Origin of the sequence: Streptomyces sp. NBC_00557, from assembly GCF_036345995.1 — a bacterium.
Classification (GTDB): Bacteria; Actinomycetota; Actinomycetes; order Streptomycetales; family Streptomycetaceae; genus Streptomyces.
Genome location: NZ_CP107796.1, coordinates 7399222 through 7424082, shown reverse-complemented (window position 1 = coordinate 7424082; position 24861 = coordinate 7399222). Strand labels below are relative to the sequence as shown.

At 72.7% G+C, this 24861-nt stretch carries 21 protein-coding genes; 15 read left to right on the top strand and 6 right to left on the bottom strand.

The annotated features are described in order from the left end of the window. Window positions 1-22 precede the first annotated feature (22 nt). The gene (locus OG956_RS32920; protein ID WP_330341656.1) at window positions 23-1081 is read right to left on the bottom strand and encodes an NAD-dependent epimerase/dehydratase family protein; all 1059 of its coding nucleotides are present in this window, start codon (window positions 1079-1081) and stop codon (window positions 23-25) included. Window positions 1082-1396: 315 nt separating this feature from the next. Here OG956_RS32920 and OG956_RS32915 point away from each other — a divergent pair, with 315 nt between their 5' ends. From OG956_RS32915 to OG956_RS32905, 3 genes are all read left to right on the top strand, one after another. Beyond that, a complete protein-coding gene (locus OG956_RS32915; protein WP_330341655.1) occupies window positions 1397-2290 on the top strand; it encodes a polysaccharide pyruvyl transferase family protein in 894 nt (297 codons plus the stop codon). Window positions 2291-2391: 101 nt separating this feature from the next. After that, window positions 2392-2952, top strand: coding sequence for a hemerythrin domain-containing protein (locus OG956_RS32910; protein ID WP_330341654.1), 561 nt, complete (start codon window positions 2392-2394; stop codon window positions 2950-2952). A gap of 55 nt (window positions 2953-3007) precedes the next feature. Next, entirely contained in the window at window positions 3008-3901 is an 894-nt protein-coding gene (locus tag OG956_RS32905) for an IS982 family transposase (protein WP_330335877.1), read from the top strand. 335 nt (window positions 3902-4236) lie between these two features. Here the strand turns inward: OG956_RS32905 and OG956_RS32900 are convergent, their stop codons facing one another. The 3 genes from OG956_RS32900 to OG956_RS32890 form a co-directional block, all read right to left on the bottom strand. Then, entirely contained in the window at window positions 4237-4566 is a 330-nt protein-coding gene (locus OG956_RS32900) for a DUF3040 domain-containing protein (protein ID WP_330341653.1), read from the bottom strand. Between the two features lie 131 nt (window positions 4567-4697). Further along, window positions 4698-5123 (bottom strand): VOC family protein, encoded by a 426-nt coding sequence (locus OG956_RS32895; RefSeq protein WP_330341652.1) that lies wholly within the window; start codon window positions 5121-5123, stop codon window positions 4698-4700. Window positions 5124-5197: 74 nt separating this feature from the next. Next, window positions 5198-7462: a glutaminase family protein gene (locus OG956_RS32890; RefSeq protein ID WP_330341651.1), complete on the bottom strand. Its 2265-nt coding sequence runs from the start codon at window positions 7460-7462 to the stop codon at window positions 5198-5200. A 578-nt stretch (window positions 7463-8040) separates the two neighbouring features. Between OG956_RS32890 and OG956_RS32885 the strand changes: the two genes are divergently transcribed. The 10 genes from OG956_RS32885 (at window position 8041) to OG956_RS32840 (ending at window position 21027) form a co-directional block, all read left to right on the top strand. After that, a complete protein-coding gene (locus OG956_RS32885) occupies window positions 8041-9159 on the top strand; it encodes an ABC transporter substrate-binding protein (protein ID WP_330341650.1) in 1119 nt (372 codons plus the stop codon). 108 nt (window positions 9160-9267) lie between these two features. Beyond that, entirely contained in the window at window positions 9268-10959 is a 1692-nt protein-coding gene (locus OG956_RS32880; protein ID WP_330341649.1) for a sugar ABC transporter ATP-binding protein, read from the top strand. Next, complete coding sequence (locus tag OG956_RS32875; RefSeq protein ID WP_330341648.1) at window positions 10956-11921, top strand: ABC transporter permease; 966 nt, start codon at window positions 10956-10958, stop codon at window positions 11919-11921. Before OG956_RS32880 ends, OG956_RS32875 begins: the two co-directional genes overlap by 4 nt. Next, window positions 11918-12919, top strand: a complete 1002-nt coding sequence (locus OG956_RS32870) for an ABC transporter permease (RefSeq protein ID WP_330341647.1) — start codon at window positions 11918-11920, stop codon at window positions 12917-12919. The genes OG956_RS32875 and OG956_RS32870 overlap by 4 nt, the downstream gene beginning before the upstream one ends. A 76-nt stretch (window positions 12920-12995) precedes the next feature. After that, entirely contained in the window at window positions 12996-14021 is a 1026-nt protein-coding gene (locus OG956_RS32865) for a LacI family DNA-binding transcriptional regulator (RefSeq protein WP_330341646.1), read from the top strand. Between the two features lie 50 nt (window positions 14022-14071). Next, the gene (locus OG956_RS32860) at window positions 14072-15163 is read left to right on the top strand and encodes an aldose epimerase family protein (protein WP_330341645.1); all 1092 of its coding nucleotides are present in this window, start codon (window positions 14072-14074) and stop codon (window positions 15161-15163) included. A gap of 183 nt (window positions 15164-15346) precedes the next feature. Further along, complete coding sequence (locus tag OG956_RS32855; RefSeq protein WP_330343009.1) at window positions 15347-18550, top strand: TIM-barrel domain-containing protein; 3204 nt, start codon at window positions 15347-15349, stop codon at window positions 18548-18550. Between the two features lie 404 nt (window positions 18551-18954). After that, on the top strand, window positions 18955-19947 hold the full coding sequence (dhaK, locus tag OG956_RS32850; RefSeq protein ID WP_330341644.1) for a dihydroxyacetone kinase subunit DhaK: 993 nt from the start codon (window positions 18955-18957) through the stop codon (window positions 19945-19947). Between the two features lie 67 nt (window positions 19948-20014). Continuing rightward, window positions 20015-20620: a dihydroxyacetone kinase subunit DhaL gene (dhaL, locus tag OG956_RS32845; RefSeq protein ID WP_330341643.1), complete on the top strand. Its 606-nt coding sequence runs from the start codon at window positions 20015-20017 to the stop codon at window positions 20618-20620. Continuing rightward, window positions 20617-21027, top strand: a complete 411-nt coding sequence (locus OG956_RS32840) for a PTS-dependent dihydroxyacetone kinase phosphotransferase subunit DhaM (protein WP_330341642.1) — start codon at window positions 20617-20619, stop codon at window positions 21025-21027. Before dhaL ends, OG956_RS32840 begins: the two co-directional genes overlap by 4 nt. 93 nt (window positions 21028-21120) lie before the next feature. Here OG956_RS32840 and OG956_RS32835 read toward each other — a convergent pair whose 3' ends face one another. After that, complete coding sequence (locus OG956_RS32835) at window positions 21121-21822, bottom strand: glycoside hydrolase family 75 protein (protein ID WP_330341641.1); 702 nt, start codon at window positions 21820-21822, stop codon at window positions 21121-21123. 616 nt (window positions 21823-22438) lie between these two features. Between OG956_RS32835 and OG956_RS32830 the strand changes: the two genes are divergently transcribed. Together OG956_RS32830 and OG956_RS32825 are read left to right on the top strand one after the other, a co-directional pair. Further along, window positions 22439-23413 carry a fibronectin type III domain-containing protein gene (locus OG956_RS32830; RefSeq protein WP_330341640.1) on the top strand — a complete coding sequence of 325 codons (975 nt, stop codon included), beginning with the start codon at window positions 22439-22441 and terminating at the stop codon, window positions 23411-23413. 320 nt (window positions 23414-23733) lie between these two features. After that, the gene (locus OG956_RS32825) at window positions 23734-24273 is read left to right on the top strand and encodes a hypothetical protein (protein WP_330341639.1); all 540 of its coding nucleotides are present in this window, start codon (window positions 23734-23736) and stop codon (window positions 24271-24273) included. 21 nt (window positions 24274-24294) lie between these two features. Here the strand turns inward: OG956_RS32825 and OG956_RS32820 are convergent, their stop codons facing one another. Next, complete coding sequence (locus tag OG956_RS32820; RefSeq protein ID WP_330341638.1) at window positions 24295-24840, bottom strand: PadR family transcriptional regulator; 546 nt, start codon at window positions 24838-24840, stop codon at window positions 24295-24297. Between the last annotated feature and the right edge of the window lie 21 nt (window positions 24841-24861).

The following is a 24861-nucleotide window of genomic DNA, read 5'->3' as shown; positions in this document are numbered from 1 at the left end:
CCTGGGCGGCGGGCGGTCGGGGTCAGGGCTGCGACGCGGGCGCGCCTCCCGGGGGCCGCGCGGCCGGCTGCCGCACCGGCGCGCCTTCGGGGGGCGTGGCGGGCGGCTCGTCCTGCGGCTGCTGCGCGGCGAAGTAGGCGATGGTCTGTTTCAGGCCTTCCTCCCACGGGATCTGCGGCGACCAGCCGAGCAGTTCGCGGGCGAGCGCGGTGTCGGGCCGGCGCCGGCAGGGGTCGTCCACGGGCCGGTCGACGAACGCGATGGGTGAGCGGGAGCCGGTGAGGGCGACCACTCGGCGGGCCAGGTCGGCGACGGTGATCTCGTCGCTGCCGCCTATGTTCACCGGCCGCACGGACCTGCTCGCGGCCACCCGCAGGACGCCGTCGACGGTGTCGTCCACGTAGCACAGCGAACGGGTCTGGCTGCCGTCGCCGGTCACCGTGAGCGGCTCCCCGGCGAGCGCCTGGCAGATGAAGGTGGGCACCGCGCGGCCGTCGTGGACCCGCATCCGCGGCCCGTAGGTGTTGAACAGCCGCACGATCCCGGCGTCGGTGCCCCGGGCACCGGCGTGCGCGGTGACCAGCGCCTCGGCGAACCGCTTGGACTCGTCGTACACGCTGCGCGGCCCGATCGGGTTCACGTTGCCCCAGTAGCCCTCGTGCTGCGGGTGGACCAGCGGGTCGCCGTAGACCTCGGACGTGGAGGCGAGCAGGAAGCGCGCCCGGTCGCGGGCGGCGATCGTGAGCGCGTTGCGGGTGCCGAGACTGCCGGCGTCCAGGGTCTCCAGGGGCAGCCGGAGGTAGTCGGCGGGCGAGGCCGGGCAGGCGAAGTGCAGCACCAGGTCGTACGGCCCCGGCAGGTGCTGCACGCAGTCCGGGGCGGAGACGTCCACCTGCACGAACCGGAAACCGGGCCGGTCCTCGAGGTGGGCGACGTTCTCCCGCCGCCCGCAGACGAGGTTGTCGGCGCAGTCGACTTCGACCCCCGAATCCAGCAGCCTTTCGCACAGATGGGAGCCGAGGAAGCCGGCGCCGCCGGTCACGAGAGCGCGCCGCCAGGAAAACGGTGTGTCACCAGTCATGGGGCTGTTCCTTCGTCCACGTCGTCGCGCCCCGGGAACGCTCCTGCCTGGGCGTTCGGCGCGTACCGCGTCGCCGGGCCGGGCTCGTCGGCCCCGACTCGGGTATCGGGGACAGGGCCTGGGTCCCGCTGGTCCGGAGGACCGCCCTGTACGGCCGCCGCTGGCTGGACGGCACTGGCAGCGGAGTGCCCCTGCCAGTTGGTTTCACACGTTGGATTCTTATTCTCCGGAACCACGGGTACTCGCGCGACTCCGGCGTCACACGGCGCTCCGGCGCAACGCCGCGGGCAGGTCCGGACAGGCCGGGAGAGGGGCATGCACGACGAGATCACCGACGCGCTGCTGGGCGCCCTGCGGCGCGCCGGCCGGTCTCCGCGGCGCGTCCTGCTGACCGGTTGGTTCAGTTTCCGGGACGGCGAGGCGACCGCCGGGGACGTGCTCGCCGAGCGGCAGGTGTCGGCCGCGCTGACCCGGGCGGGCATCCGGCACGACACGGCGTGGAGCCCCGGTTTCCGTCCGGGTGCGCTGTCGCTGGAGACGGCGCGCCCGGAGGCGTACGACACCCTGCTCTTCGTGTGCGGTCCGGTGCACGGACCTCAGGTGGCCGCGCTGCATGCCAGGTTCGCGACCTGTCGGCGACTGGCCGCCGGTGTCTCGGTCGTCGATCCGGCGGATCCCGCGGCCACGGGCTTCCATGAGATCGTCGCCCGGGACGGCGCCGCGGCCCCGGCCCGGCACGACCTCGCGGCCACGGCCCCGGCGGGCCCGCTGCCGCCGGTCGCCGCGGTGGTGCTCTCGCACGGGCAGGGCGAGTACGGCGCCCGCCGCCGCCACGAGGAGGTCAACGCCAGGATCACCGGCTGGCTGGGCGGGAAGGACTGCGCGCGGATGCCGGCCGACACCCGGCTGGCCTCGGACGACTGGCGGCTGTGCGGCACGGCCGAGCAGTTCCTGGCGCTGGTCTCCCGCTGCGACCTCGTGGTCACCACCCGGTTGCACGGCCTGGTGCTGGCCCTGCGCACCGGCACCCCGGTGATCGCCGTGGACCCGGTCGCGGGCGGCGCCAAGGTCACCGCCCAGGCGCGGGCGGTGGGCTGGCCGGCGCTGCTGAACGCGGCGGAGCTGCGCGAGGAGGCGCTGGACCACTGGTGGCGGTGGGCTTTGTCCGAGCCGGGCCGGACGGCCGCGGCCCGCCACTCGATGGGCTGACGGGGCGCGGGCGGGCCGTGTAGCGCGCCGTACGCGGGGCACTCGACGCGGCGACGGCAGGCCGTCATGGGTCGCCGCGATGTCTCGCAGGAGGTAAGGACATGGGTCACGGCGGAAACGTCATCCAGGAGCTGACGACCGATCACCGCGAGGTCGAGGAGATCTTCGGCCGCATCGAGGCACTGCCGCCCGGTTCCAAGGAGCGCAAGGACCTGGCCGACGAGGCCACGATCGAGCTGGTACGCCACTCGGTCGCGGAGGAGGCCTATCTGTACCCGGCGGTGCGCGAGCACATCACCGGCGGGGACGCCCTGGCCGACAAGGAGCTCGAGGACCACGCCAAGGCCGAGCAGATCATGAAGGACCTGGAGAGCTGCCAGGCGGACGATCCGCGGTTCGACTCGCTGATGGCGCAGCTGATGAGCGAGATCCGGTCCCACATCACGGACGAGGAGCAGAACCTCTTCCCCCGGCTGGAGGCCGCCTGCCCTCCCGACGCGCTGATGGACCTCGGTGACAAGGTGCGCCGCGCGAAGAAGACGGCCCCCACCCGCCCGCACCCGTCCGCCCCGGACACTCCCCCGGCCAACAAGCTCCTCGCCCCCGGAGCCGGCCTGGTCGACCGCATGCGCGACGCCCTGACGGGCCGCGGCAAGCACTAGACGAGTAAGTCCGAAGGGGCCGAGTGCATGAAGCGAGGGTCTCGTTGGTCCGTTTGTGACGACAGACCTCGAAACCCTCGCGACTGCACTGTACGTGAAGATCGATGACTCTCTGGCAGGATCGCGTCGATGGGGCCGCCCGCCGAGCCTGAGCGATGCCGAGTTGTTGACGCTGGCGGTGATGCAGGCCCTGCTCGGGTTCGTCTCCGAAGCCCGCTGGCTGCGGTTCGCCCGCGTCCATCTGGCGGCCGAGTTCCCCTACCTGCCCGGGCAGTCCGGGTACAACAAACGCCTGCGGGCCGCGAACACGCTGATCAGCAGGTTCATCCGCACCCTGGCCCGGGACAGCGACCTTTGGCACGACGACGTGTGGATCGTGGACTCCACCCCCGTGGAGTGCGCCCGCTCACGGCCCACCGCGAAGCGCTCCGACCTGGCCGGCTGGGCCGGCTACGGCTACTGCCCCTCGCACTCCCGGTTCTTCTGGGGCCTGCGTCTTCACCTTGTGTGCACCCCCGGCGGCCTCCCGATCGCCTGGGCCCTGGCCAACCCCAAAGTTGACGAACGCGAGGTGCTGGCCGACATGCTCACCGGCGACCAGGACCTACTGGCCACCCACCCCGGACAGACCATCGTCGGCGACAAGGGCTACGTATCCAGGCACCTCGACGCCTTCATGGCCGAGCACGGCCTGACCCTGCTGCGGCCGACCTACCGCAACATCACCCCCCGGCCCGGCGAACACCTTCTCAAGCCCATCCGTCAGCTCATCGAGTCGGTGAACGACACCCTCAAGGGCCAGCTCGACCTCGAGCGTCACGGCGCGAGAACCCCCGCCGGCGTTCTCGCCCGTGTCGGACAACGGATCCTCGCCATGACGACCGCGATCTGGCACAACCGCAACACAGGCCGAGCCATCACACGCTCACTGATCGCCTACGACCACTGACCAACCCTTCGGACTTACTCGTCTAGAGCCGGAAAGCCACGGGGGAGGCGGCGGTACCGGGGGGCGTGGACGCGCTGCGGCCCCGCGAAGGCTCGCGCCGGCCTCACCCCGCTTGGAGCTTCGGCTTTCATCCGCCCGGCGTAGGGTCGCTTCTGCCCACCGCCCACCCGGTGTGTTTCGGTCTCGCCCAGCCGTCCGGCGGCCCTCGCCCTGCTCCTCGTGCCCTGCGCTGCGAAGTGCCGCCGAGGTACGGGCCGACCCGCCACTCCGCTGGCCTGCCTCAACGCGCGTAGCCGGAGGTCGCCCCGGGCGCTCCAACTCGCCCCCGACACCGCTCAGAACCACGGCCGCGTGGACTCTCCTTGGCGGGTGCGGTGCCGTACCGTTCGGCACAGGAGGCGGAAGGCCTGGACGAGGGTCAGCGGCCAGAGGAGCGCGAAGCACCCCAGAAGTGCGGGGTCCGAGGTGCGGACGCCCATGACGGCCGCGAACGCCGAGGCGGCTCCCAGCAGCAGCACCGCAAGAGGGAGCCACACTTCCCGTCGGGCGTCTCCCATGCGGCGCGCGAACCGGCGGTCCCGCCGGAGGTCCGTCTCGATCTGCACGAGCGCCAGCCGTTCGCGCAGCGACAGCCGTACGTCGTCGTGCATCTCCCAGTCGTCCACGGCAACGGCACCTCCTCCGCCGGTCAGCGGCTCCCGCCCCGCAGACCCGAGTTCCCCGAACCGCCCGCCCGATACGGAACCCGATCCGCACCCGCGCGGCGCCCCGGCATCCCGGCGCCCCGCGCGGGTGCTCAGTCGAGACAGAACTCGTTGCCCTCGATGTCCTGCATCACGATGCACGAATCGTTGTCGTCGGCCAGCAGTTCCACGCGTACCGCGCCGAGCGCGACCAGCCGTGCGCATTCGGCCTCGAGCCTGGCCAGGCGCTCCTCCCCCACCAGCCCTGTGCCCACCCGCACATCGAGATGGACCCGGTTCTTGACGACCTTGCCTTCGGGAACGCGCTGAAAGAACAGTCGCGGCCCGGCACCCGAAGGATCGGCGCAGGCGAACCAGGAACCCCGGTCCTCAGGCGGCCGCGAGCGATCGAACTCGTCCCATGTGGCGAACCCCTTCGGCGGCGACACGACATACCCCAGTACCTCGCACCAGAAGCGAGCGACCCGCTCGGGTTCCGCGCAGTCGAAGGTGACCTGGAACTGCTTGGCCGATGACATGCGCGCACCCTAACAACGCGGCTGTGTCGGAGTGCCGGTGGCAGATGTGCTGCCGCCGGCACCGGTCGGACCGGCTAGCGGCGCAGGCTCAGCAGCGCGAACACGCCGCCGGCCACCGGGCGGGCCTGGAAGCCGCTCTGGGTGTTCGCCGCGGTGTCGTACCAGTCGGTGAACGGCACGCGTGAGGGCGAGGTGTGCGCGAACCGGTAGAGCGCGGAGATCAGCACGTCGCTGACCGGGTGGTCGTGCAGCCACGCGGCCGTCCACATCTCCCAGTCGCCCTTGGTGTAGCTGTGCCGCAGGTCCAGCGGGACACCGAACTGGTTGGCCTGCGACAGGTACCAGTCGCCCTCCTTGTGGGCCACGTCGCGCGGTACGAGGTTCAGCCCGAGCAGCGAGTCGGGGTAGCCGTTGTACTTCAGGCTCCACGTGCCGGGCTGGTCGTAGGCGAGCCTGAGATGGTCCTTGTCGGTGTCCTGGGCCTTGTCCACCCACTGGCCGATGTAGTCGCGGGCGGTGCCGCCGTAGTGGGAGCTGTCGGAGGGGTTGCCGGCCGCGGTCGCGATCCGGCTCATCGCGCCGATGGCCAGGATGCCTTTCAGGGCGAGGTTCGCGCTGTGGGCGATGAAGCCGGTGAAGTCGTCGGTCTGGTTCTGGTAGCCCGGGTCGAGGGCGTTGTCCACCAGGTAGTCGGCCCACTGCTTGAGGATCGTGTAGTGCGCGGACGCGAACGCGGCGGCCGTGGCGGAGGTGCTGCGCGCCAGGTAGGCGGCGGTCATCAGCAGCATGTTGGCGGACTCCTCGACCGGCATGTCCTCTTCGTTGCCGTCGTTGTGCCCGCTCGCGTCGGGATAGCTGGAGCCGAGGTCGTGTTCGGCGAACTTCTTGGGCCAGCCGCCGTTCTCCGCGTAGTCGAAGAGCGGTTCGAGGAGCAGGCCGAGGTACTGCGGGTCCAGGTAGAGGAACACCGGCATCGCGGGGTAGGTCACGTCGATGGTCGAGACGTTGCCGTCGGAGGAGATCTCCTTCAGGAACGCCCAGGGCTTGCCCTTCCTGCTGACCAGTTCGGTGCCCGCGAACGCCTGCCGGAGGGAGAGCGCGCACAGCGCGGCGTACTGCGCGCCGCCCGCGGCCGTCGCCTCCGCGCGGACCTTGTGGTCCAGGGCCGCGGTGCGCTTCTGCGCCGCGGCCGCGTCGGAGTGGAAGAAGGCCGCCATGTCCTGCCAGTTCGGCCAGTACGACGTCCACAGCGGCGGCAGCTGCTCGCCGAGGTAGCTGACGGCGGGCTCGCGGACGTGCCCGACCGACAGCAGGGCGCGGGTCGAGCCGCGCACGCTGCCGAGGTCGAAACGGAAGGCGAAGACCGGCCAGTTGTCGTTGATGGCGCGCGGCTGCCGGGTGTCGGCGGAGTCGGCCAGTGCGTGGCCGGCCAGCGCGGCGGCGCGGACGCTGGTGTCCGAGCCGATCTGCCAGCTCAGCCCCGGGCGGTTGGTGGCGCTCCACACCACGGTTCCCCAGGAGGCCATGTCGCCGTTCTCCCTGAGCACTCCGGGGCTGTCCGGAGCGAAGGACAGGGAGGTCGCCGTGGTGCCGCCGGAGCCGGACAGCTGCTGCTGGGACCACCGGATCTTCGTCCCGGAGTCGCCCGAGGCCCACTCGCCGGAGATGTCGAAGTACAGCGAGACGTCGTGCGCCGTGCCGTCGGAGCTGCGCACGTCCGCGATGACGTACGACAGCGGCATCGACTGGCGGCGCAGGTCGCCCGGTTCGACCGGGGAGAGGAACGTCAGGGTCAGTTCCGCGCCGCCGGCCTCGAAGACGAACTCCGAGCGGGTCGCGGTGAGGGTCAGCGAGCGCTGCGCCGCGCCGCGGGAGAGCGGGTGGTCGGGGACGTTGGGCGCGCCCAGGAACAGGTAGTTGGTGCCGTCGACCCGGATGACGCCGGTCATGGCGGTGGTGTGGCCCGTCCAGAACGCCGGCCAGTGGCCGGTCGGCAGATCGGCGTTCAGCCACGTGCTCAGGTACGGCGAGCGTACGGCCAGCGGTACGGCGGGGGGCCGGATCGGCTCGAACGACGGAGCCGCCAGGCCCGGGAAGCGGCTCCCCGAGGAGTCGGGGACGGCCGTGGACGTCTGCTGCGACGGCCGAGCAGCCGCGGCCTGCGCGCTGGGAGTGAAGCCCGGCAGCAGACCGGCGCCGGCCGCACCGAGGCCGACGCCGGTCCACCGGATGAGACCGCGGCGGCTGAGTCTCCCGTCCTCGGCGTCGTGGCTGGCCGGGGAATCGGGGACGTTCGAGTCGTTCGCAGGCAGCTCGGTGTTGTCGTTCCTTGGTGTCATTCGGTTCTCCTGGAGGAGCCGCTCGGGGAAGAGGGTGAAGAACTGGCGGGAGCGCGCGGGGCGTTGACGCGCTTCGGTCCGCCGGGAAGGAGCCATGAGGGGACGACGGACGGCACCGGCATCGAGCACAGGGCTGAGCGTGAAGGTCGCAGAAGGTCGCTACTACAACGATAGAAAAGCGAGCAGGACGATGACAGCACAGCCTGGTTGCCGTGTCCACCCTTCGGCGCCGACCGGGATGCCCGGCCATGGGTACCGCGGCGCTTTCGGGCTCAACTACCCGTTTCAAGTGGGTACTTGGCGCTTGCGACGCCTTCGGATGACCGACTGAAGACGGTCTCGGGAGCCGGCCTTTACCCGCGGTACCGGCGTTCACGTGGTCTGCGCTCAAGTCGATTGCTGTGAAAGCGAGCTGACGTATTGACAGTTCCGGCGGCCGTCCTCCACTGTGCCTCTACATCGTTGTATGGATGTGTCAGGCCAGGTCGCCCCACAAGCCCGCCCGGCCGGTTCTCCCGCTCTGACTTCCTCAGAACTCCCGCACGCTCCGACCGTTTCGACGAGGATGTGATCGGCGCATGTACTCCTTCCTCCGGGCCAAGGCCGTGTCCGCCGCGGTACTGACCGCGGGCCTGTGCCTGGCCGCGACCGCCTGCACCAACTCCGGTGACGGCTCTCCCTCTTCCAGCGCCGGCGCGAGCAGCGGCGACAACACCGCGGCCGCCCAGCAGCTCGCCTCCCCCAGCGCTTCCGCCGCCGGCCCGGCGTGCACGTACCAGAGATACGCGGGCGGCGTCCCGAAGCTCGACATCACCGACGGCAGGACCGTGGTCGGCTTCTCGCAGTCGGAGTCCACCAGCAACCCCTTCAGAGCCACCGAGACCAAGAGCATCGAGGCGCAGGCCAGGAAGCTCGGCGTCAAACTGATCGAGCGGAACGCCAACGCCGACGTCAACACCCAGAACTCGCAGATCGAGGACATGATCGCGCAGGGCGCCAAGGCCCTGATCGTGGCCCCGGAGAACTCCGACGGCCTCGGCCCCGCGCTGGCCAAGGCCAAGGCGAAGAAGATCCCGGTCCTGACCATCGACCGCTCCGTCACCGGCACCGCCTGCACGGACTTCATCGCCTTCATCGGTTCGGACTTCTACGGCCAGGCCCGGACGGCCGCCGACGACCTGGCGGGCGCCACCGGCGGCAGCGCGCACGTGGCGATCCTCACCGGCAGCCCCGGCAACAACGTCACCACCGACCGGACCAAGGGCTTCGAGGACCAGGTCAGGGCCAAGTACCCGAAGATGAGGATCGTGGCCTCCCAGACCGGCAACTTCGCCCAGACCGACGGGCAGAAGGTGATGGAGCAGCTGCTCCAGGCGCACCCCGGCATCGACGCGGTCTACGCGGAGAACGACGAGATGGCCCTCGGCGCCATCCAGGCGATCAAGTCCGCCGGGAAGACCCCCGGCAAGGACGTCAGGATCGTCACCATCGACGGCATCTCGCAGATGGTGCAGAACGTCGCCGCCGGCCAGGCCGTCGCCGACATCGAGACCAACCCGCGGTTCGGCCCGCTCGCCTTCCGGTCGCTGCAGGACTTCTACGGCACCACCGGCGTACAGCCCAAGGTGATCATCAAGGACGGTCACTTCACGTCCGCCAACGCCAAGCAGGCCCTGTCCCAGGGCCTGGTGTACTGACCGAGCCACCAGGTCCGGTGGCCGTGGCAGGCCCACGGCCACCGGGCCCGCGGCACCGGCCGCCGAACAACGCCATCGCGTCCGGCGGTTCCGCATGAGGAGGCAGACGTGGTCCAGCAGGACCCGGATCCCCGGGGCGACTTCGTCCTGGAAGTCACCGGGGTGAACAAGAGCTTCGCCGGCGTGCACGCGCTGCGCGACGTGGACTTCGCGTTGCGCCCCGCCGAGGTGCACGCGCTCATCGGCGAGAACGGCGCGGGCAAGTCCACTCTGATCAAGGTGATGACCGGCGTCCACCGGCCGGACTCGGGCACGGTGCGGCTGGAGGGACGCCCACGCGCCTTCCGCAACCCGCTGGAGGCCCAGGCGGCCGGCATCTCCACCATCTACCAGGAGGTCAACCTCGTCCCCCTGATGTCGGTCGCGCGCAATCTGTACCTCGGCCGCGAGCCGCGCCGCTTCGGACTCGTGGACGTCGCCCGGATGAACCGCGAGGCCACCCGGGTGCTCGGCCGCTACGGCGTGCACGTCGACGTCACCCGCCCGCTGCGCACCCTGGGCCTGGGCGCCCAGCAGATGGTGGCCCTGGCCCGCGCGGTGCAGATCGACGCCCGGGTGGTGATCATGGACGAGCCGACCTCCTCGCTGGAGCCGCGCGAGGTGGACATGCTCTTCTCGGTCATCCGCGGCCTGAAGGAGCAGGGCATCGCGGTGGTCTACGTCAGCCACCGGCTCGACGAGCTGTACGCGATCTGCGACCGGGTCACCGTGATGCGGGACGGCGCGGTCGTGCACACCGGTGCGATGGCCGGACTGGAACGGCTCCGGCTGGTCTCCCTCATGCTCGGCAGGGAGATGTCCGCCGTACGGGACAAGGGCAGCACCGCCTTCGACACCGAGCGCCACGACCGCCGCGAGGGCCAACCCGCCCTGCGCGCAAGGGACCTGTCGGTGCGTCACCGGCTGCACGGCGTCTCGGTCGACATCCGTCCCGGCGAGGTCGTCGGCCTCGGCGGGCTGCTCGGGGCCGGCCGCAGTGAGACCGCCAAGGCGATCGTCGGCGCGCTCGCCACCGAGGGCGGCTCCGTGGACGTCGAGGGGCGGACGCTGCACCGGCGCAGCCCCGCCGCCGCGATCCGCAACGGCGTGGTGATGCTGCCCGAGGACCGCAAGCTCGAGGGCATCATCCCCAACCTGTCGGTGCGGGAGAACATCTCGCTCGCCGCGCTGCCGCGCCTGTCGCGCGCGGGCCTGGTCTCGCAGGCCAGGCAGGACGAGATCGTCTCGTTCTTCATGAAGCGGCTGCGGATCAAGGCCTCCGGCCCCGAGCAGAAGGTGGGTGACCTGTCCGGCGGCAACCAGCAGAAGGTGCTGCTCGCCCGCTGGCTGTGCCTGAACCCCAAGGTGCTGCTGCTCGACGAGCCGACCCGGGGGATCGACGTCGGCGCCAAGACCGAGGTGCAGGCGCTGATCGACGAACTCGCCGGCGACGGCCTCGGCGTGCTGCTGATCTCCTCCGACCTGGAGGAGCTGATCGAGGGCTCCGACCGTGTGGTGGTCCTCAAGGACGGCCACGTCGTCGGGCACCTGGCCGAGGGGGAGGTCACCGAGGAGGGCCTGCTCGGCACGCTGGCCACCGCGTCGGAGGAAGCCGCCCGGGCACCCGCCGCCGGGAAGGAAGCCGGCGGCCCCGCGGCGGGCGAGGATGCGTCCAGTGAGCCGCCCGCAGCCGATGAGGCGGCCGCCGCGGACCGGGCCGCGGCGGCCGAACCGGCACCGGTCGAGGAGAAGCAGCGATGACGTCTCTCGCGTGGAGCGGTCCGGTGGCCGACCGGGCCCGCCTGTTGCGCCTGTTGCAGGAGTACGGCGTCTACGCCGCCCTGATCGTGCTGTTCCTCGTGGCCGTCGGCCTGGACACGTCGTTCGTCGAGATGAGCAACCTCCGCGTCCAGCTCTTCCAGCTCGCGCCCACGCTGCTCGTCGCGCTCGGCATGGCTCTGGTCATCGGCACCGAGGGCATCGACCTGTCGGTCGGCGCCGTCATCGCGCTGGCCGCCTCCGTCGTGCCGCTGTACGCCGGGTACGGACTGGGCGGGGTCCTCCTCGTCGCCCTCCTGATCGGCGCGGCCTCGGGCGCCGTCGGCGGCGCGATGGTCGCGTTCGCCCGCATCCAGCCCATCGTGGCCACCCTGTCGCTGATGATCGGCGTGCGGGGCCTGGCCGAGATCATCAACGGCAACTCCGCCAAGCCCGTCACCCAGTCCGGCGTCCTCGGCCTCGGCTCGCGCGTCGTCGGCGGGCTGCCCGAGATGGCGTGGATCGCCGCGGTGTGCGCGCTGCTCACCGGTCTGCTGGTGCGCCGTACCACCTTCGGCAGGCAGTTGGTGGCCGTCGGCGACAACCGGCAGGCCGCGTGGCTGTCCGGGCTCCCCGTGCGGCGGGTGCTGATCACCGTGTACGTGGTCTCGGGGGTGCTGGCCGCGCTGGCCGGTGTGCTCATCGTCGGCCACGGCGCCGAGGCCGATCCGGCCAACCAGGGCCTGAACATGGAGCTCAACGCCATCACCGCGGTCGTCGTCGGCGGCACCCCGCTGTCGGGGGGCCGGGTGCGGGTGCTCGGCACCGTCGCGGGAGCGCTGTTCATGCAGCTGATCACCGCGGTGCTCACCCAGCACAACGTGCACACGTCGTACACCCAGATCGTCGAGGCGGCCATCATCTGCTGCGCCGTGTACGCCTCCCAGGAGCGTGGTACCCGATGACCTCCACCGTCCCGGCCGCCGCGCGGACGGCAGCGGACGCACCGCGCCTCACCCTCGGCGAGCGGATCGCCCCGCAGATCCAGCGGCGCGGCGCCCTGGCCGTGCTGGTGCTGGTGGTCGCCATCGCCTCCGCGACCTCGTCCACCTTCCCGACCTGGTCCAACGTCAGCAGCATCCTGGGCAACAACGCCTTCGTGTGGCTGCTGGCCCTCGGCATGACCTTCGTCATCATCACGGGCGGCATCGACCTGTCCGTCGGCTCCATGTACGCGCTCGGCGGAGTGCTCGGGGCCTACGGTTCCACCCACGGCACCTGGCAGGCGATCCTGCTGCCCCTGGCCGTCGGCGCCGCCTGGGGGGCCGTGCAGGGACTGCTCGTCGCCCGGGCCCGTATGGCCCCGTTCATCGTCAGCCTGGTCGGGCTGCTCGGACTGCGCGGCCTGATGCAGGCCGTCACCGACGAGGGCGCGACCACCTATCTGGTGCCGCAGCACTCCGCTTTCCGCTCCCTCGGCGCGGGCACCTGGACCCCGGTGCTGATCGTGGCCGTCTTCTTCGCCCTGGGCGCGCTGCTGCTGACCCGGACCGGCTTCGGCGCCACCCTCACCGCGATCGGCGGCAACGAGAACGCGGCACTGCTGCTCGGGCTGCCGGTGGCCCGCGCCAAGGTGCTGGTCTACGTGCTCTCGGGCACCCTGGCCGCGGCGGCCGGCGCACTCGGCGGCGCGCGTCTGGGCTCCGGTGTGACCACGATCGGCGTCGGCTACGAACTGACCGCCATCGCCTCGGTGGTCATCGGCGGCACCCTGCTCACCGGAGGCAGCGGCTCGGTCGGCGGAACCGTCGGCGGCGTGCTGCTGCTCGCGGTCATCCACAACCTCATCGACCACTACTTCTCGCAGTACGGCTCCGCCTTCACCGATACGGTCAACGGCGCCTTTCTGGCCGTGGTAGTCCTGATGCAGGCCCTGCTCAGCCGCACCCAGCAGCTGGAATGAGCAGCCGCGTCCGGCCCGGCACGGCCGACCGGCGTACGGCCGCAACCACCCCTCCCCTTTTCGAGAAAGGATCGCCGTGGGCGTCAGCCTGAAGGACGTCGCGCTGCGCGCCGGCGTGTCGGTGAAGACCGTCTCGAACGTCGTCAACGACTACCCGCACGTGACCCCCCGCACCCGAGAGCGGGTCCAGCGTGCCATCGACGAGCTGGGCTACCGGCCCAACCTGACGGCGCGTCACCTGCGCAAGGGCCGTACCGGTCTGATCACCCTGGCCATTCCGGAACTGGGCAACCCCTACTTCGCGGAGGTGGCCGGGGCGGTCATCGACGCCGCCGCCCGGCACGACCTCACGGTGCTGCTCGACCACACCGCCGGGCTTCGGGAGAGGGAGCTGCTGGTCTCGCAGGGCTTCCGCTCGCACGTCATCGACGGCCTGATCCTCAGCCCGATCCAGCTGGAGCACACGGACCTGCTGGACCGGCCCGAGGGTCCGCCCATGGTGCTGCTGGGCGAGCGCGAGTACGAGGGCCCGCACGACCACATCATGATCGACAACGTGGGCGCGGCCCGGATCGCGGTGCGCCATCTGCTCGACCTCGGCCGGCGCCGGGTGGCCTTTCTCGGAGCGCGCCGCGAGAGCGCCCGCCAGCCCGCCCACCTGCGCCTGCGCGGCTGGCGGGAGGCCATCACCGCGGCCGGCCTGGTCCCCGACGAGTCCCTGGTGGTGGCCACCGAGGGCTACGACCGGGCCGACGGCGCCGCCGCGATGGCCTTCCTGCTGGACCGGGACCAGCGTCCCGACGCCGTCTTCGCCTACAACGACCTGATCGCGCTCGGCGCCATGCGCACCCTGGTCGAACGCGGACTGCGGGTGCCCGACGACATCGCGGTCGTCGGCTTCGACGACATCGAGGAGGGCCGCTTCGGAGCGGTCTCGCTGAGCACCGTCGCACCCGACAAGGCCGGACTCGCCCGCCTCGCCGTCGACTGTCTGGTGGAGCGCATCGCCGCCCGGGGAACGGACACGCCGCCGGCGCCCCGCCTGATCCAGCCCGGCTACCGGCTGATCGTGCGCGAGTCCACCGCGGTCCGCAGGGCCTGACCGGACACCGTCCGCGCGCCGCCGTACACCTCCGACGACCGAGGACGAGGATGTCGACACCTCACTGCACCGTGACCGGCTCACCGTACGGCACCGCGCCCGACGGCACGGCGGTGCACCGCTGGCGGCTGGACTCCCCCAGCGGCGTCAGCGCGGACGTGCTCACCTTCGGAGGCATCGTGGCCGGCCTGCGGGTGCCGGACCCCGCCGGTGACGTCGGCGACATCGTGCTCGGCCTGCCCGGCATGGCCGCCTACCGCGCCGCCCATCCCTACCTCGGCGCGCTCGTCGGCCGGTACGCCAACCGCATCGCCGGCGGTGAGTTCACCCTCGACGGACACACCCATCGCGTGCCCGCAACCGACCGCGGCCACGCGCTGCACGGCGGCCCCGACGGCTTCCACCGGCGGGTCTGGAAGGGCGGCCCGGCCTCCGGCGGCGGCGCCGGGCCGGCCGCGCTGAGCCTGCGCCTGCGCAGCCCCGACGGCGACATGGGCTTTCCCGGCGCCCTCGACGTCGAGGTCACCTACAGCCTGGACCGCCGCGGCACCCTCGCCGTCGAGTACCGGGCCCGCACCGACCGCGCGACCGTGGTGAACCTCACCAACCACTCCTACTTCAACCTCGCCGGCGCCGGCCACGGCGACGTGCTCGGTCACACCCTTCAGCTGGACTCGGACGCGTACCTGCCGGTGACCGCCGAGGCGATCCCGCTCGGCCCGCCCGCGCCCACCGCGGGCACCGCCTTCGACTTCCGTACCGCCCGCCCGATCGGGGACCGGATCGCCGAGGAGGACCCGCAGCTGGCCGAGGCCGGCGGGTACGACCACTGCTGGGTGCTCGCCCCCGCCGCGATCCCGGGCGCGTTGCGCCGCGCCGCCCGCCTGGCCGACCCCGGCAGCGGCCGGCGGATGGAGGTGTGGACCACCGAGCCGGGCATCCAGGTGTACACCGGCAACGCCCTCGACGGATCGCTCGCGGGAACCGGCGCCGGACGCTACGAGCGCCATGGCGCCGTGTGCCTGGAGACCCAGCACTTCCCCGACTCGCCGAACCGGCCGGAGTACCCGAGCACGGTCCTGCGCCCGGGCCAGGAGTACCGCAGCCGCACCGAGTTCCGCTTTCCGCACCTGACGGCCTGAGCCGCCCTCTGGTGCCGCGGCGGCGCCGGGGACGTCCTGCGACGCCCCGGACAGCACGGCAGCCACCAGTCAACCGACCGATGAATGAACGGAGTTGACATGACAGTCCCCTCGAGGAGACGACGGCGCGGAACACTGCGGCGTCAGCTGGGCGCGGCCGCGGCGCTGGCCGTGGCCGCCGCCATGACGCCGGCGGGCGCCGGCCCCGCCGCGGCCGGCGAGGCGCGGCAGGGCCACCGCGTTCCGGCCGTCACCTCCGGCGACGCCCGCTTCGAGGTTCTCTCGCCGACGCTGATCCGCACCGAATACGCGGGCGACCACCGGTTCACCGACGACCCCACGTTCAACGCGACAGGCCGCGACGGCTTCGCCCCGGCCTCCTACACCGCCGAGACCTCCGACGGCTGGCTGACCATCACCACGAGCGCGCTGACCCTGCGCTACCGGGTCGGCTCGGGGCCGTTCGACGCCCGGAACCTCTCGGTGCGCCTGAAGGCGGGCGACGCCCCGGTGACCGCCGCCCCCTGGCAGCGGCTGACCTGCGGGCCGGGCGAGCTGTGCGAGGCGGAGAACCTCCGGCTCGACGGCGTGTCCGTGGCCTCCGACCACGCCGGCCACACCGGCGCCGGCTTCGCCGCGGGGTTCACGGCGATGGGCAGCTCGGCGTCCGCCGACATCGATGTCAAGGACGCGGGGACCTACGACTTCGCCCTGCGGTACGCCAACTCCGTCGGCGGCGACGGCAAGGACGAGACCCGGACGCTGACCCTGTCGGTCGACGGCGGCGCCCGGCAGACGGTGACCCTGCCCACCACGGGCAGCTGGGACACCTGGAAGCTCGCCACCGCGAGCGTCGCGCTCGGCGCGGGCCACCACACGATCGCGCTGACCCGCAGCGCCTCGGACAGCGGGAACGTCAACGTCGACAGCGTCGCGCTGGTGCACCCCGGCGAGCCGTACCCGCCGGTGTCCCGCACGGCGATCACCGACTGCCTGCTGGGGGTGAGCTGCGAGGCGGAGGCCGGCCGGATCGCCGGCACCGCGACCAGCGCCACCGACCACCAGGGCTACGCGGGCAACGGCTTCGTGGCCGAGCTCAACCAGGGAGCGGGCCTGACCACCCATCTGGTCGGGGTGCCCGCCGACGGCACCTACACCCTGCGGGTGCGCTACGCCAACGGCACCGGCGGCGACGGCCTGCACCAGACCCGCACCGCGTCGGTGACCGCGGGCGGCACCACCGGCACACTGACCCTGCCGGCGACGAAGGACTGGGACGACTGGCAGACCGCCTCCGTGCCGGTGACCCTGAAGGCGGGCGAGGACGACATCACCCTCGGCTGCCCCGGCACGACGAGCTGCCACGTCAACCTGGACACCGTCTCCGTGACCCCCGCCGGCGCCGCGGCCCCGCAGCCGCACCTCGCGCTCGGCGGCTACCGCCGCGGCCTGGACGGGGTGACCGGCAACGGCGCCGCCCCCGCGACCACCCCCGGCCTGCTCCACAAGGACGGCTGGTACCTGCTGGACGACACCCCGTCGGCGCTGTACGACACCGCGGCGCAGAAGGTGACACCGCGTCCCTCGCACGGCGGCGAGCCGTACCAGGACGGCTACCTCTTCGGTTTCGGCCACGACTACAAGCAGGGCCTCACCGACCTCGCCACCCTGACCGGTCCGCCCGCGCTCCTGCCCTCCTGGGCGTACGGCGTGTGGTACTCGGAGTACATCGACCGCACCGCGGCCGACTACGAGAACACCATTCTCCCCGCCTTCCGGTCCGAAGGCGTCCCGCTGGACGTGCTGGTGACCGACACGGACTTCAAGGCCGTGAACAACTGGAGCGGCTGGGAGATGGACCCGGTCAAGTTCCCCGATCCGAAGGGGTTCTTCGACTGGTCGGCCGCGCAGGGGCTGCACAACACACTCAACGTGCACCCGAGCATCCTCGCCTCCGACCCCCAGTTCGCCCAGGCGCAGGCCACGGCCAAGGGCAAGCTGACGAAGGGGGGTTGCGCCGCGGGCGCCTCGGTGGAGAACAACTGCTACACCTTCGACTTCGGCGACCCCGACCAGCTCAAGGCCTATCTGGACCTGCACCGCACCATGGACGAGCAGGGCAACGACTTCTGGTGGCTCGACTGGTGCTGCGACTCCTCGCAGTCCTCGCTGCCGGGCGTGACGCCGGACGCCTGGATCAACCAGCAGTACGCCACGCTCCCCGGCAGGACCCTCGGCCGCGGCTTCGTCCTCTCGCGTGCCTACGGCTCCCTGCAGGCCGGCGGATACAGCGGCCAGCAGGCGCTGCCGACCGGCCCCTGGGCGGACAAGCGCACCACCGTGCACTTCACCGGAGACACCTCCTCCACCTGGGGAGCCCTGAAACTGGAGGTCGGCTACACCCCGGGCGAGTCAGCGGCGACCGGCATGGCCGCCATCACCCACGACATCGGCGGCCACAACGACACGACGGGACTGACCGGTTCGGAGACCTACACCGACGGCGGGCAGACCCGCACCACGCACAAGCTGCCCGACGACATGTACGCCCGCTGGGTGCAGTTCGGCGCCTTCCAGCCGGTCGACCGCCTGCACAGCAACCACAGCGACCGGCTGCCCTGGCAGTACGGCGCAGAGGCACGCAGGTCCGCCGACCGGTTCCTCAACCTCCGCGAGAACCTGGTGCCGTACACCTACTCGCTGGCCGAGGAGGCGAACCGCACCGGCGTGCCGATCGTCCGCCCCACCTACCTGGAGTATCCGGAGCAGGCCCAGGCGTACGCCACGGCGGGCAGCGAGTACTTCTACGGCCCGGACGTCCTGGTCGCCCCGGTGACGACGCCGGGGACGACCGCGACCACCTCGGTGTGGTTCCCGCCCGGGCAGTGGACCGACTACTTCACCGGCAGGACCTACCAGGGCGGCACCACCCAGGACGTCACCACGGGCCTGGACACCATGCCCGTGTTCGTCAGGGCCGGCGGCATCCTGCCGGCCCGCACCCACGACGTCGCCAGTGACAGGACCGAGCTGACCGGCGTCACCCTGACCGTCGCCACCGGCGCGCCGGGGTCGTACCGCCTGTACGAGGACGACGGGACCACCACGCAGAAGGGACACAGCGCCACGACCACCATCCGGTACGGCCGCAGCGGCTCGCGCCACACCGTGTCGATCGGCCCGGCGCGGGGCTCCTTCCCCGGCCAGGTGAAGAACCGGCAGTGGACGCTGTCCCTGCTGGGGATGTCCCACCCGCCCACGAAGGTCACCGCCTCCGGCGTCCGGCTGGCCGCGTCCGGCTACCACTGGAACAGCGCCACCGGGACGCTCACGGTCACCCTGCCCCCGCACAGCGTCCGCGCGCCGGTCACCGTCACCTGCCAGTAAAGAGCGTGCGGCCGCCCGTGTCCGGCGCGGGCGGCCACACCGGCTCCGCTCTCGGTCGTCTCCTCACCTCTCCGGCGCGGAGCCGGGACCGGGACGAGGCCCGGGCCCTGCCGGAGGGCCGGGTCGACGCGCTCGTCGCCCGCGTCCGACTCCGCGCAGAACCTCCTCACCCGCGCAGCCTGACATGCCGGGCCGAACAGCCGCAGCGCCGCAGGTGACCTCCGCTGCCGCAAGGCCGATACTGCCCATAGACGGGACAGGCGATCTGCCGCATCGGGCGGCCGACGCGACCTGACGGCCCGTCAGCCAAGTCGACACCGAGTCGGCGAAAGCCGCCCTGACCGCCGGTGACCTGCGAAGACGCAGGTCAGGAGCCCTAGTGTTAAGCTCGCGAGGAGACACCCATGAGGATGCTGATCAACGTGCCGGAGACCGTCGTGGCGGACGCGCTGCGCGGGATGGCGGCGGCGTATCCGGATCTGACCGTGGACGTGGAGCACCGGGTGATCGTCCGCCGGGACGCTCCGGTGGCCGGGCAGGTCGCGCTGGTCTCCGGTGGCGGGTCGGGGCACGAGCCGCTGCACGGCGGGTTCGTCGGCCCCGGCATGCTCTCGGCCGCCTGCCCCGGAGAGGTGTTCACCTCACCGGTGCCGGACCAGATGGTGCGTGCCGCGGCGGCCGTGGACAGCGGCGCCGGCGTGCTGTTCGTCGTGAAGAACTACACCGGCGACGTGCTCAACTTCGACATGGCGGCCGAACTGGCCGAGGACGAGGGCATCCAGGTGGCCAAGGTGCTCGTCGACGACGACGTGGCGGTCACCGACAGCCTGTACACGGCCGGCCGGCGCGGTACCGGCGCCACCCTGTTCGTGGAGAAGATCGCCGGCGCCGCCGCGGCCGAGGGACAGCCCCTGGAGCGCGTGGAGTCGATCGGGCGTCAGGTGAACGCGGGCTCCCGGAGTTTCGGCGTCGCGCTCAGCGCCTGTACGACGCCGTCGAAGGGCTCCCCCACCTTCGATCTCCCGGACGGCGAACTGGAGTTGGGCATCGGCATCCACGGCGAGCCGGGCCGGGAGCGGCGGCCGATGATGACCTCCGGGGAGATCGCCGACTTCGCGGTGAACGCGATCCTGGAGGACATGCCGCCGCGCAGCCCCGTACTCGTGCTGGTCAACGGCATGGGCGCCACCCCGCTGCTGGAGCTGTACGGCTTCAACGCCGAGGTGCAGCGGGTGCTGCGCGAGCGCGGGGTCGCGGTGGCCCGCACGCTCGTCGGCAACTACGTCACCTCCCTGGACATGGCGGGCGCCTCGGTGACGCTCTGCCAGGCCGACGAGGAACTGCTGCGCCTGTGGGACGCGCCGGTGCGGACGCCCGCGCTGCGGTGGGGGATGTGATACGGCCGACGAGGCGACCACATCCCGTATCACGGCGCCCAACTTTCCTACCCTGCAAGGAGATCCAGTGCTCGACGCCGACTTCTTCCGCCGTTGGATGGCGGCGACCGCCGCGTCCGTGAACCGCGAGGCGGACCGGCTCACCGCCCTCGACTCCGCCATCGGCGACGCCGACCACGGCAGCAATCTGCAGCGCGGTTTCACGGCCGTGCGGACCGCCCTGGAGAAGGAGGCGCCGGACACCCCCGGCGCGGTCCTGGTGCTGGCCGGGCGGCAGCTCATCTCCACGGTGGGCGGCGCGTCCGGGCCGCTGTACGGCACCCTGCTGCGCCGGACCGGCAAGGCACTGGGCGATGCCGCCGAGGTCGGGGAGGAGCAGCTGGCCGAGGCGCTGCGCGCCGGCGTGGACGGGGTGATGGCGCTCGGCGGTGCCGCCCCCGGCGACAAGACCATGATCGACGCCCTGCTGCCGGCCGTGGACGCGCTCGGCGACGGCTTCGCGGCCGCGCGGGCCGCCGCCGAGGAGGGCGCGGTGGCCACCACCCCGCTGCAGGCCCGCAAGGGCCGGGCCAGTTATCTCGGCGAGCGCAGCATCGGCCACCAGGATCCGGGCGCGACCTCCTCGGCGCTGCTCGTCGCCGCGCTGGAAGAGGCGGCGGAGGGCGGCCGGTGAGCGACGAGAAGGTGGTCGGGATCGTGCTGGTGTCGCACAGCGCGGAGGTGGCCGCCTCGGTCGCCGAACTGGCCAAGGGCCTGGCGGGCGGGGCGCCCGCCGTGCCGGTGGCCCCGGCGGGCGGCACCGAGGGCGGTGGGCTCGGCACCAGCGCGGAGCTGGTCTCCGCCGCGGCGGCCTCGGTCGACCGGGGGGCCGGGGTGGCGGTGCTCACCGATCTCGGCAGTGCCGTGCTCACCGTGAAGGCGCTGATCGCCGAGGGCGACGAACTGCCGGACGGGACCCGGCTGGTGGACGCCCCGTTCGTCGAGGGCGCCGTCGCGGCGGTGGTCACGGCCGCCGCGGGCGCCGATCTCGACGCGGTGGAGGCCGCGGCGAAGGAGGCGTACGGCTACCGCAAGGTGTGACGCGGCCGCAAGGTGTGACGCGGCCGCGAGGGGTGAGGCGGTGCCGAGGGGCGACGTGGCCGCGAAGTGTGAGGTGGCCGTGGGGCCGGCCGGTCATCTGTTCGCGACGAACAGCCTGGCCAGGCGCGTTCCCGCGGCCACCGCCGCCGCGTGGTCCTGGAGGGGGGCCACCCGGGAGTTCTTGAAGACGACGTAGGTGACGCCGGAGGGGGTCCCGCCGACGCGCGGGTCGGCCCCGATGCCGAGGCCCCGGGCGGTGGCGTAGGACGCCTCGCCGATGATGTCGCGCGGACCGGTGTCGCCGACCACGGCGTACTGCACCCGGTCCTGGTAGATCACGGCGGCGACGGAACCGCCCCGCACGCCGTGCGCGCCGGGGTTCCAGATGCGGCTCCGGGCCGGGACGACGATGTAGGGCAGGGCGGCGGCGTTCAGCTGGCGGCCGTCCGACTGCTGACAGGCGGTCGTGGCGGCGAACTGCGGGTCGGTGCGCCGGTTGCAGCGGGCGGTGGGCCGTCCGTCGCAGTCGACGTCCAGGTCGGCCTGCCAGAAGACGGCGTCCCGGGTGTCGCAGACGGGCACGGTCGCGGGGCCGCCCGCGTCGGTGCGGTACCGGCCGTGCGAGATCCGGCGGCACTCGCCCAGCCGGGCCAGCAGGTCGCCGGCCGCCACGGCGCCCTCGCTGTGGGCCCCGTGATGGGCCCGCGGCGGGGCGGCGACGGCCGGGTCGGGCAGCGTGGCCGGGGTGAGCAGCGCGGCGCCGATCATGGCCGGCGTCAGCAACGGGACAAGCACGATGAGGGACCCTCTCGTCGGGGACGGGGCGGACGTCCGGCCCCTGGGGGCCGGACGTCGAGCACACTTTGGTGCGGGTCCGCACCCGCGAACGCCCCGGCCGCACGTCGAGGGGGCCGGATGGAGCACCTTCTGACCACCCGTGAGGGACATCGCCCGCAGAGAGCGGCGGCGGCAAGCAGACGGCGGCGACGGTGACGGCAGGGGCCGGGGGCCGGGCCGATACCGGTCCGGATCCCCCGGCCGCCCGCGTCGGCGCGGGATCGGCGACGACAGCGTGTCCGCGCCACAGGCATGAACTTCCCTGCTCGCGCGGGGAGTTCAGCCGTAGGGAGCCTCAGCATACGTAACCTTCCGGCTCGGTCACCAACGCGGGCCCCGCAGCGGTCACTCACCTGGCCCGTCCTCGGTCACCTGCCTGGAGCCGCACGCGTCACCCACAGGAACCAGCGCGGCTCCCCACCGCTGCCCTCTTGCCCTCGCCGCACCGGCACCGCCATATTGGTCCGGACCTTTGCGTGACGGGTCTTTGCATGACGGGTCTTTGCGTGACCGTCTTCACGTGACGGCCCTTCTGCGTGATGTGCCGATGCCGCCGTCCCCGGGAGGCAGAGCCGTGCGACGCGTTCCCTGGCCGCTCGTGCCGGTCTGCTGGGTCCTGCTGCTGGTCGCGGCCTGCGGCTGGGGCGGGGCCGGCGAGGGCGACGAAGGGCGGGCGCCCGGCGCGCCGGCCGGGGTCACCGCGCAGGCGGGCAGCGCCACCAGCGTGCACGTGATGTGGGACGCGGTGCCGGACAGCACGCGGATCCGCGTCTACGAGGTCTATCGCGGCACCACGAAGGCGGAGGAGGTGCCGGGTTCGCAGCACATGGTGGACGTCACCAGGCTCAGGCCGTCCACCCTGTACTCCTTCACCGTGCGCGCCCGGGACGCCGAAGGGCGGCTCGGCCCGCCGAGCCGTGCGGTCCGCGCACGGACACCGGCCCTGGCGGCGGCGGACCGCTCGGCGCCGGCCCGGCCCGCCGATCCCGCCGGGCGGGTGCTCGGCGCCCGGGAGGTCCAGCTGTCGTGGGGCGCGTCCCGCGACGACCGGGGCGTGGTGTCGTACGAGATCCGGCAGGGCGGGACGGAGATCCACAGCGTGGGCGGGGACCAGACCGCGGCCGTGGTCACCGGGCTGCGTCCCGGCACCGCGTACGTCTTCACGGTGCGGGCCCGGGACGCCGCCGGCAACCTCTCCCCCGCGAGCGCGCCGGTGCGCCTCACCACACCGGGCGCCGACGACGGCCGGGACACCGCGCCCACCGGCTTCACCGCGCACACGCACCGCTCCGGCGGGGCGTACTACATCGACCTGGCCTGGGACCCGCCGCGCACGGACGGCGTCATCACCGAGTACCAGATCCGGCTGGACGGCACCGCGACGACCTCCCTGGTCTGGGGCGGCACTCCCCCGCGCGGCCGCTCGGCCTACAGCTTCTACGCCGGCCGCACCGCGGGAGAGCACCACCGCGTACGGCTCCGGGCCAGGCTCCCCGACGGCACATGGGGCGGCTGGACCCCGCAGCGGGCGGTGACGACAGCCGGCTGACAGAGCCACGCTTCCCGCACCCGCTGAGGGCAGCCGCCCCGAAGGGGCGCGGGGAACCGCGCGATCAGCCGCAGGCGAGCCGCACCCGCCACCGCACGGCACGGCGTCCTGCACGCAGCGAGGCGCCCCCGGCCCCGTCCCGGGCACACGCCCAGGCGCCCCCCTGCGCCGGCCGGAGGACACGGCCACCCGCCCGGCCGCCTCCCGGGTGCGCGCGCACGGGGACCCGCGTTGGCTGCTGACCAGGCAGCACGGACGTTTCCCGGCCCCCGGCGGCGCGGCGGACGTCCCGCCGACCGCGCCCCCCGAAAGGCCAGCCCATGCACACCTCGCACCACCTCCTCCGCTCCGGCCCCGCCCTGGCGGCCGCCGTCGTGCTCCCGGTCGCCCTCGCCGGGCCGTCCGCCGCGGCCCCGGGCATCTCCGTCAGCACCACCGGATCCACCGTCTCGGTGGTCACCAGCGCATGCTCCGAGACCAACGGCAACTGGGGCACGGCGGCCCTGCTCACCGGCAAGCAGAGCACCTTGGCCGAGGGCCGGCAGGCGGCGCTGGCGGGCACGGCAGAGCGTCAGTCCGCGGCCTGGAAGGGGGTGAGACCGGGGACGTACACCGTGCTCGTGGTGTGCTCCGACGGCAGCGCGGCGGGCAGCCAGGCGGTGACCGTCTCCTCCCGCCCGGCGCCGAAGACGGCCTCGTCGGCCTCGCCGGCGCCCGCCCGGGGCGTGCTGAGCGGTCTGGCCGGAGCCGCCCGGGACCACGGCCCGCTGACGCTGGGCGTCGGCGCCGCCGTCGTGGGCACCGGGATCGTCGCCACGGCCTGGTATCTGCGCCGGCGCGCCAAGCCGTACCGGCTCTGATCACCGGCCGCGGCCCCCGGATCAGCCGCCCTCGGGCAGTTCGGCGAACTCCGCCAGCGCGTGGCCGAGCCACTGGGTCCAGAAGGTCTCCACCTCGATGCCGGCCCGCAGCACGAGGTGGCGCAGCCGGTCCTCGGGGGCGTCCCGGCCCGGCGGGAAGTCCCGCTTCTCGATCTCCTCGTACTCGGCCAACTGCCGCCGGTGCAGCTCCAGATGGCGGCGCAGGTCCGCCTCCAGGCCGGCCGTGCCGACGACCGCCGCGGCGCGCAGCCGGAGCAGGAGGGCGTCCCGCATCGGCTTGGGGTCCTGTGCGGCGGCGGTCCAGCGGGCGAGTTCGGCGCGGCCCGCGGGCAGGACCTCGTAGCTCTTCCGCTGCCCGCGGGCCGGCGCCTCGGCCGGCAGGGTGCGGATGAGGCCCTCGGCCTCCAGCCTGCCCAGCTCGCGATAGATCTGCTGGTGCGTCGCGGACCAGAAGTAGCCGATCGACTTGTCGAACCGGCGCGTCAGTTCCAGTCCCGACGACGGCTTTTCCAGCAGCGCCGTCAGGATCGCGTGCGGCAGTGACATGGCCCCATCCTAGGGATCGCC

Excerpts from the sequence above, each read along its gene's own strand:
- OG956_RS32920 (WP_330341656.1), bottom strand. The coding sequence starts at position 1,081 with ATGACTGGTGACACACCGTTTTCCTGGCGGCGCGCTCTCGTGACCGGC.
- OG956_RS32915 (WP_330341655.1), top strand. The coding sequence starts at position 1,397 with ATGCACGACGAGATCACCGACGCGCTGCTGGGCGCCCTGCGGCGCGCC.
- OG956_RS32910 (WP_330341654.1), top strand. The coding sequence starts at position 2,392 with ATGGGTCACGGCGGAAACGTCATCCAGGAGCTGACGACCGATCACCGC.
- OG956_RS32895 (WP_330341652.1), bottom strand. The coding sequence starts at position 5,123 with ATGTCATCGGCCAAGCAGTTCCAGGTCACCTTCGACTGCGCGGAACCC.
- OG956_RS32890 (WP_330341651.1), bottom strand. The coding sequence starts at position 7,462 with ATGACACCAAGGAACGACAACACCGAGCTGCCTGCGAACGACTCGAAC.
- OG956_RS32885 (WP_330341650.1), top strand. The coding sequence starts at position 8,041 with ATGTACTCCTTCCTCCGGGCCAAGGCCGTGTCCGCCGCGGTACTGACC.
- OG956_RS32875 (WP_330341648.1), top strand. The coding sequence starts at position 10,956 with ATGACGTCTCTCGCGTGGAGCGGTCCGGTGGCCGACCGGGCCCGCCTG.
- OG956_RS32870 (WP_330341647.1), top strand. The coding sequence starts at position 11,918 with ATGACCTCCACCGTCCCGGCCGCCGCGCGGACGGCAGCGGACGCACCG.
- OG956_RS32860 (WP_330341645.1), top strand. The coding sequence starts at position 14,072 with ATGTCGACACCTCACTGCACCGTGACCGGCTCACCGTACGGCACCGCG.
- OG956_RS32855 (WP_330343009.1), top strand. The coding sequence starts at position 15,347 with ATGACGCCGGCGGGCGCCGGCCCCGCCGCGGCCGGCGAGGCGCGGCAG.
- dhaK (WP_330341644.1), top strand. The coding sequence starts at position 18,955 with ATGAGGATGCTGATCAACGTGCCGGAGACCGTCGTGGCGGACGCGCTG.
- OG956_RS32825 (WP_330341639.1), top strand. The coding sequence starts at position 23,734 with ATGCACACCTCGCACCACCTCCTCCGCTCCGGCCCCGCCCTGGCGGCC.
- OG956_RS32820 (WP_330341638.1), bottom strand. The coding sequence starts at position 24,840 with ATGTCACTGCCGCACGCGATCCTGACGGCGCTGCTGGAAAAGCCGTCG.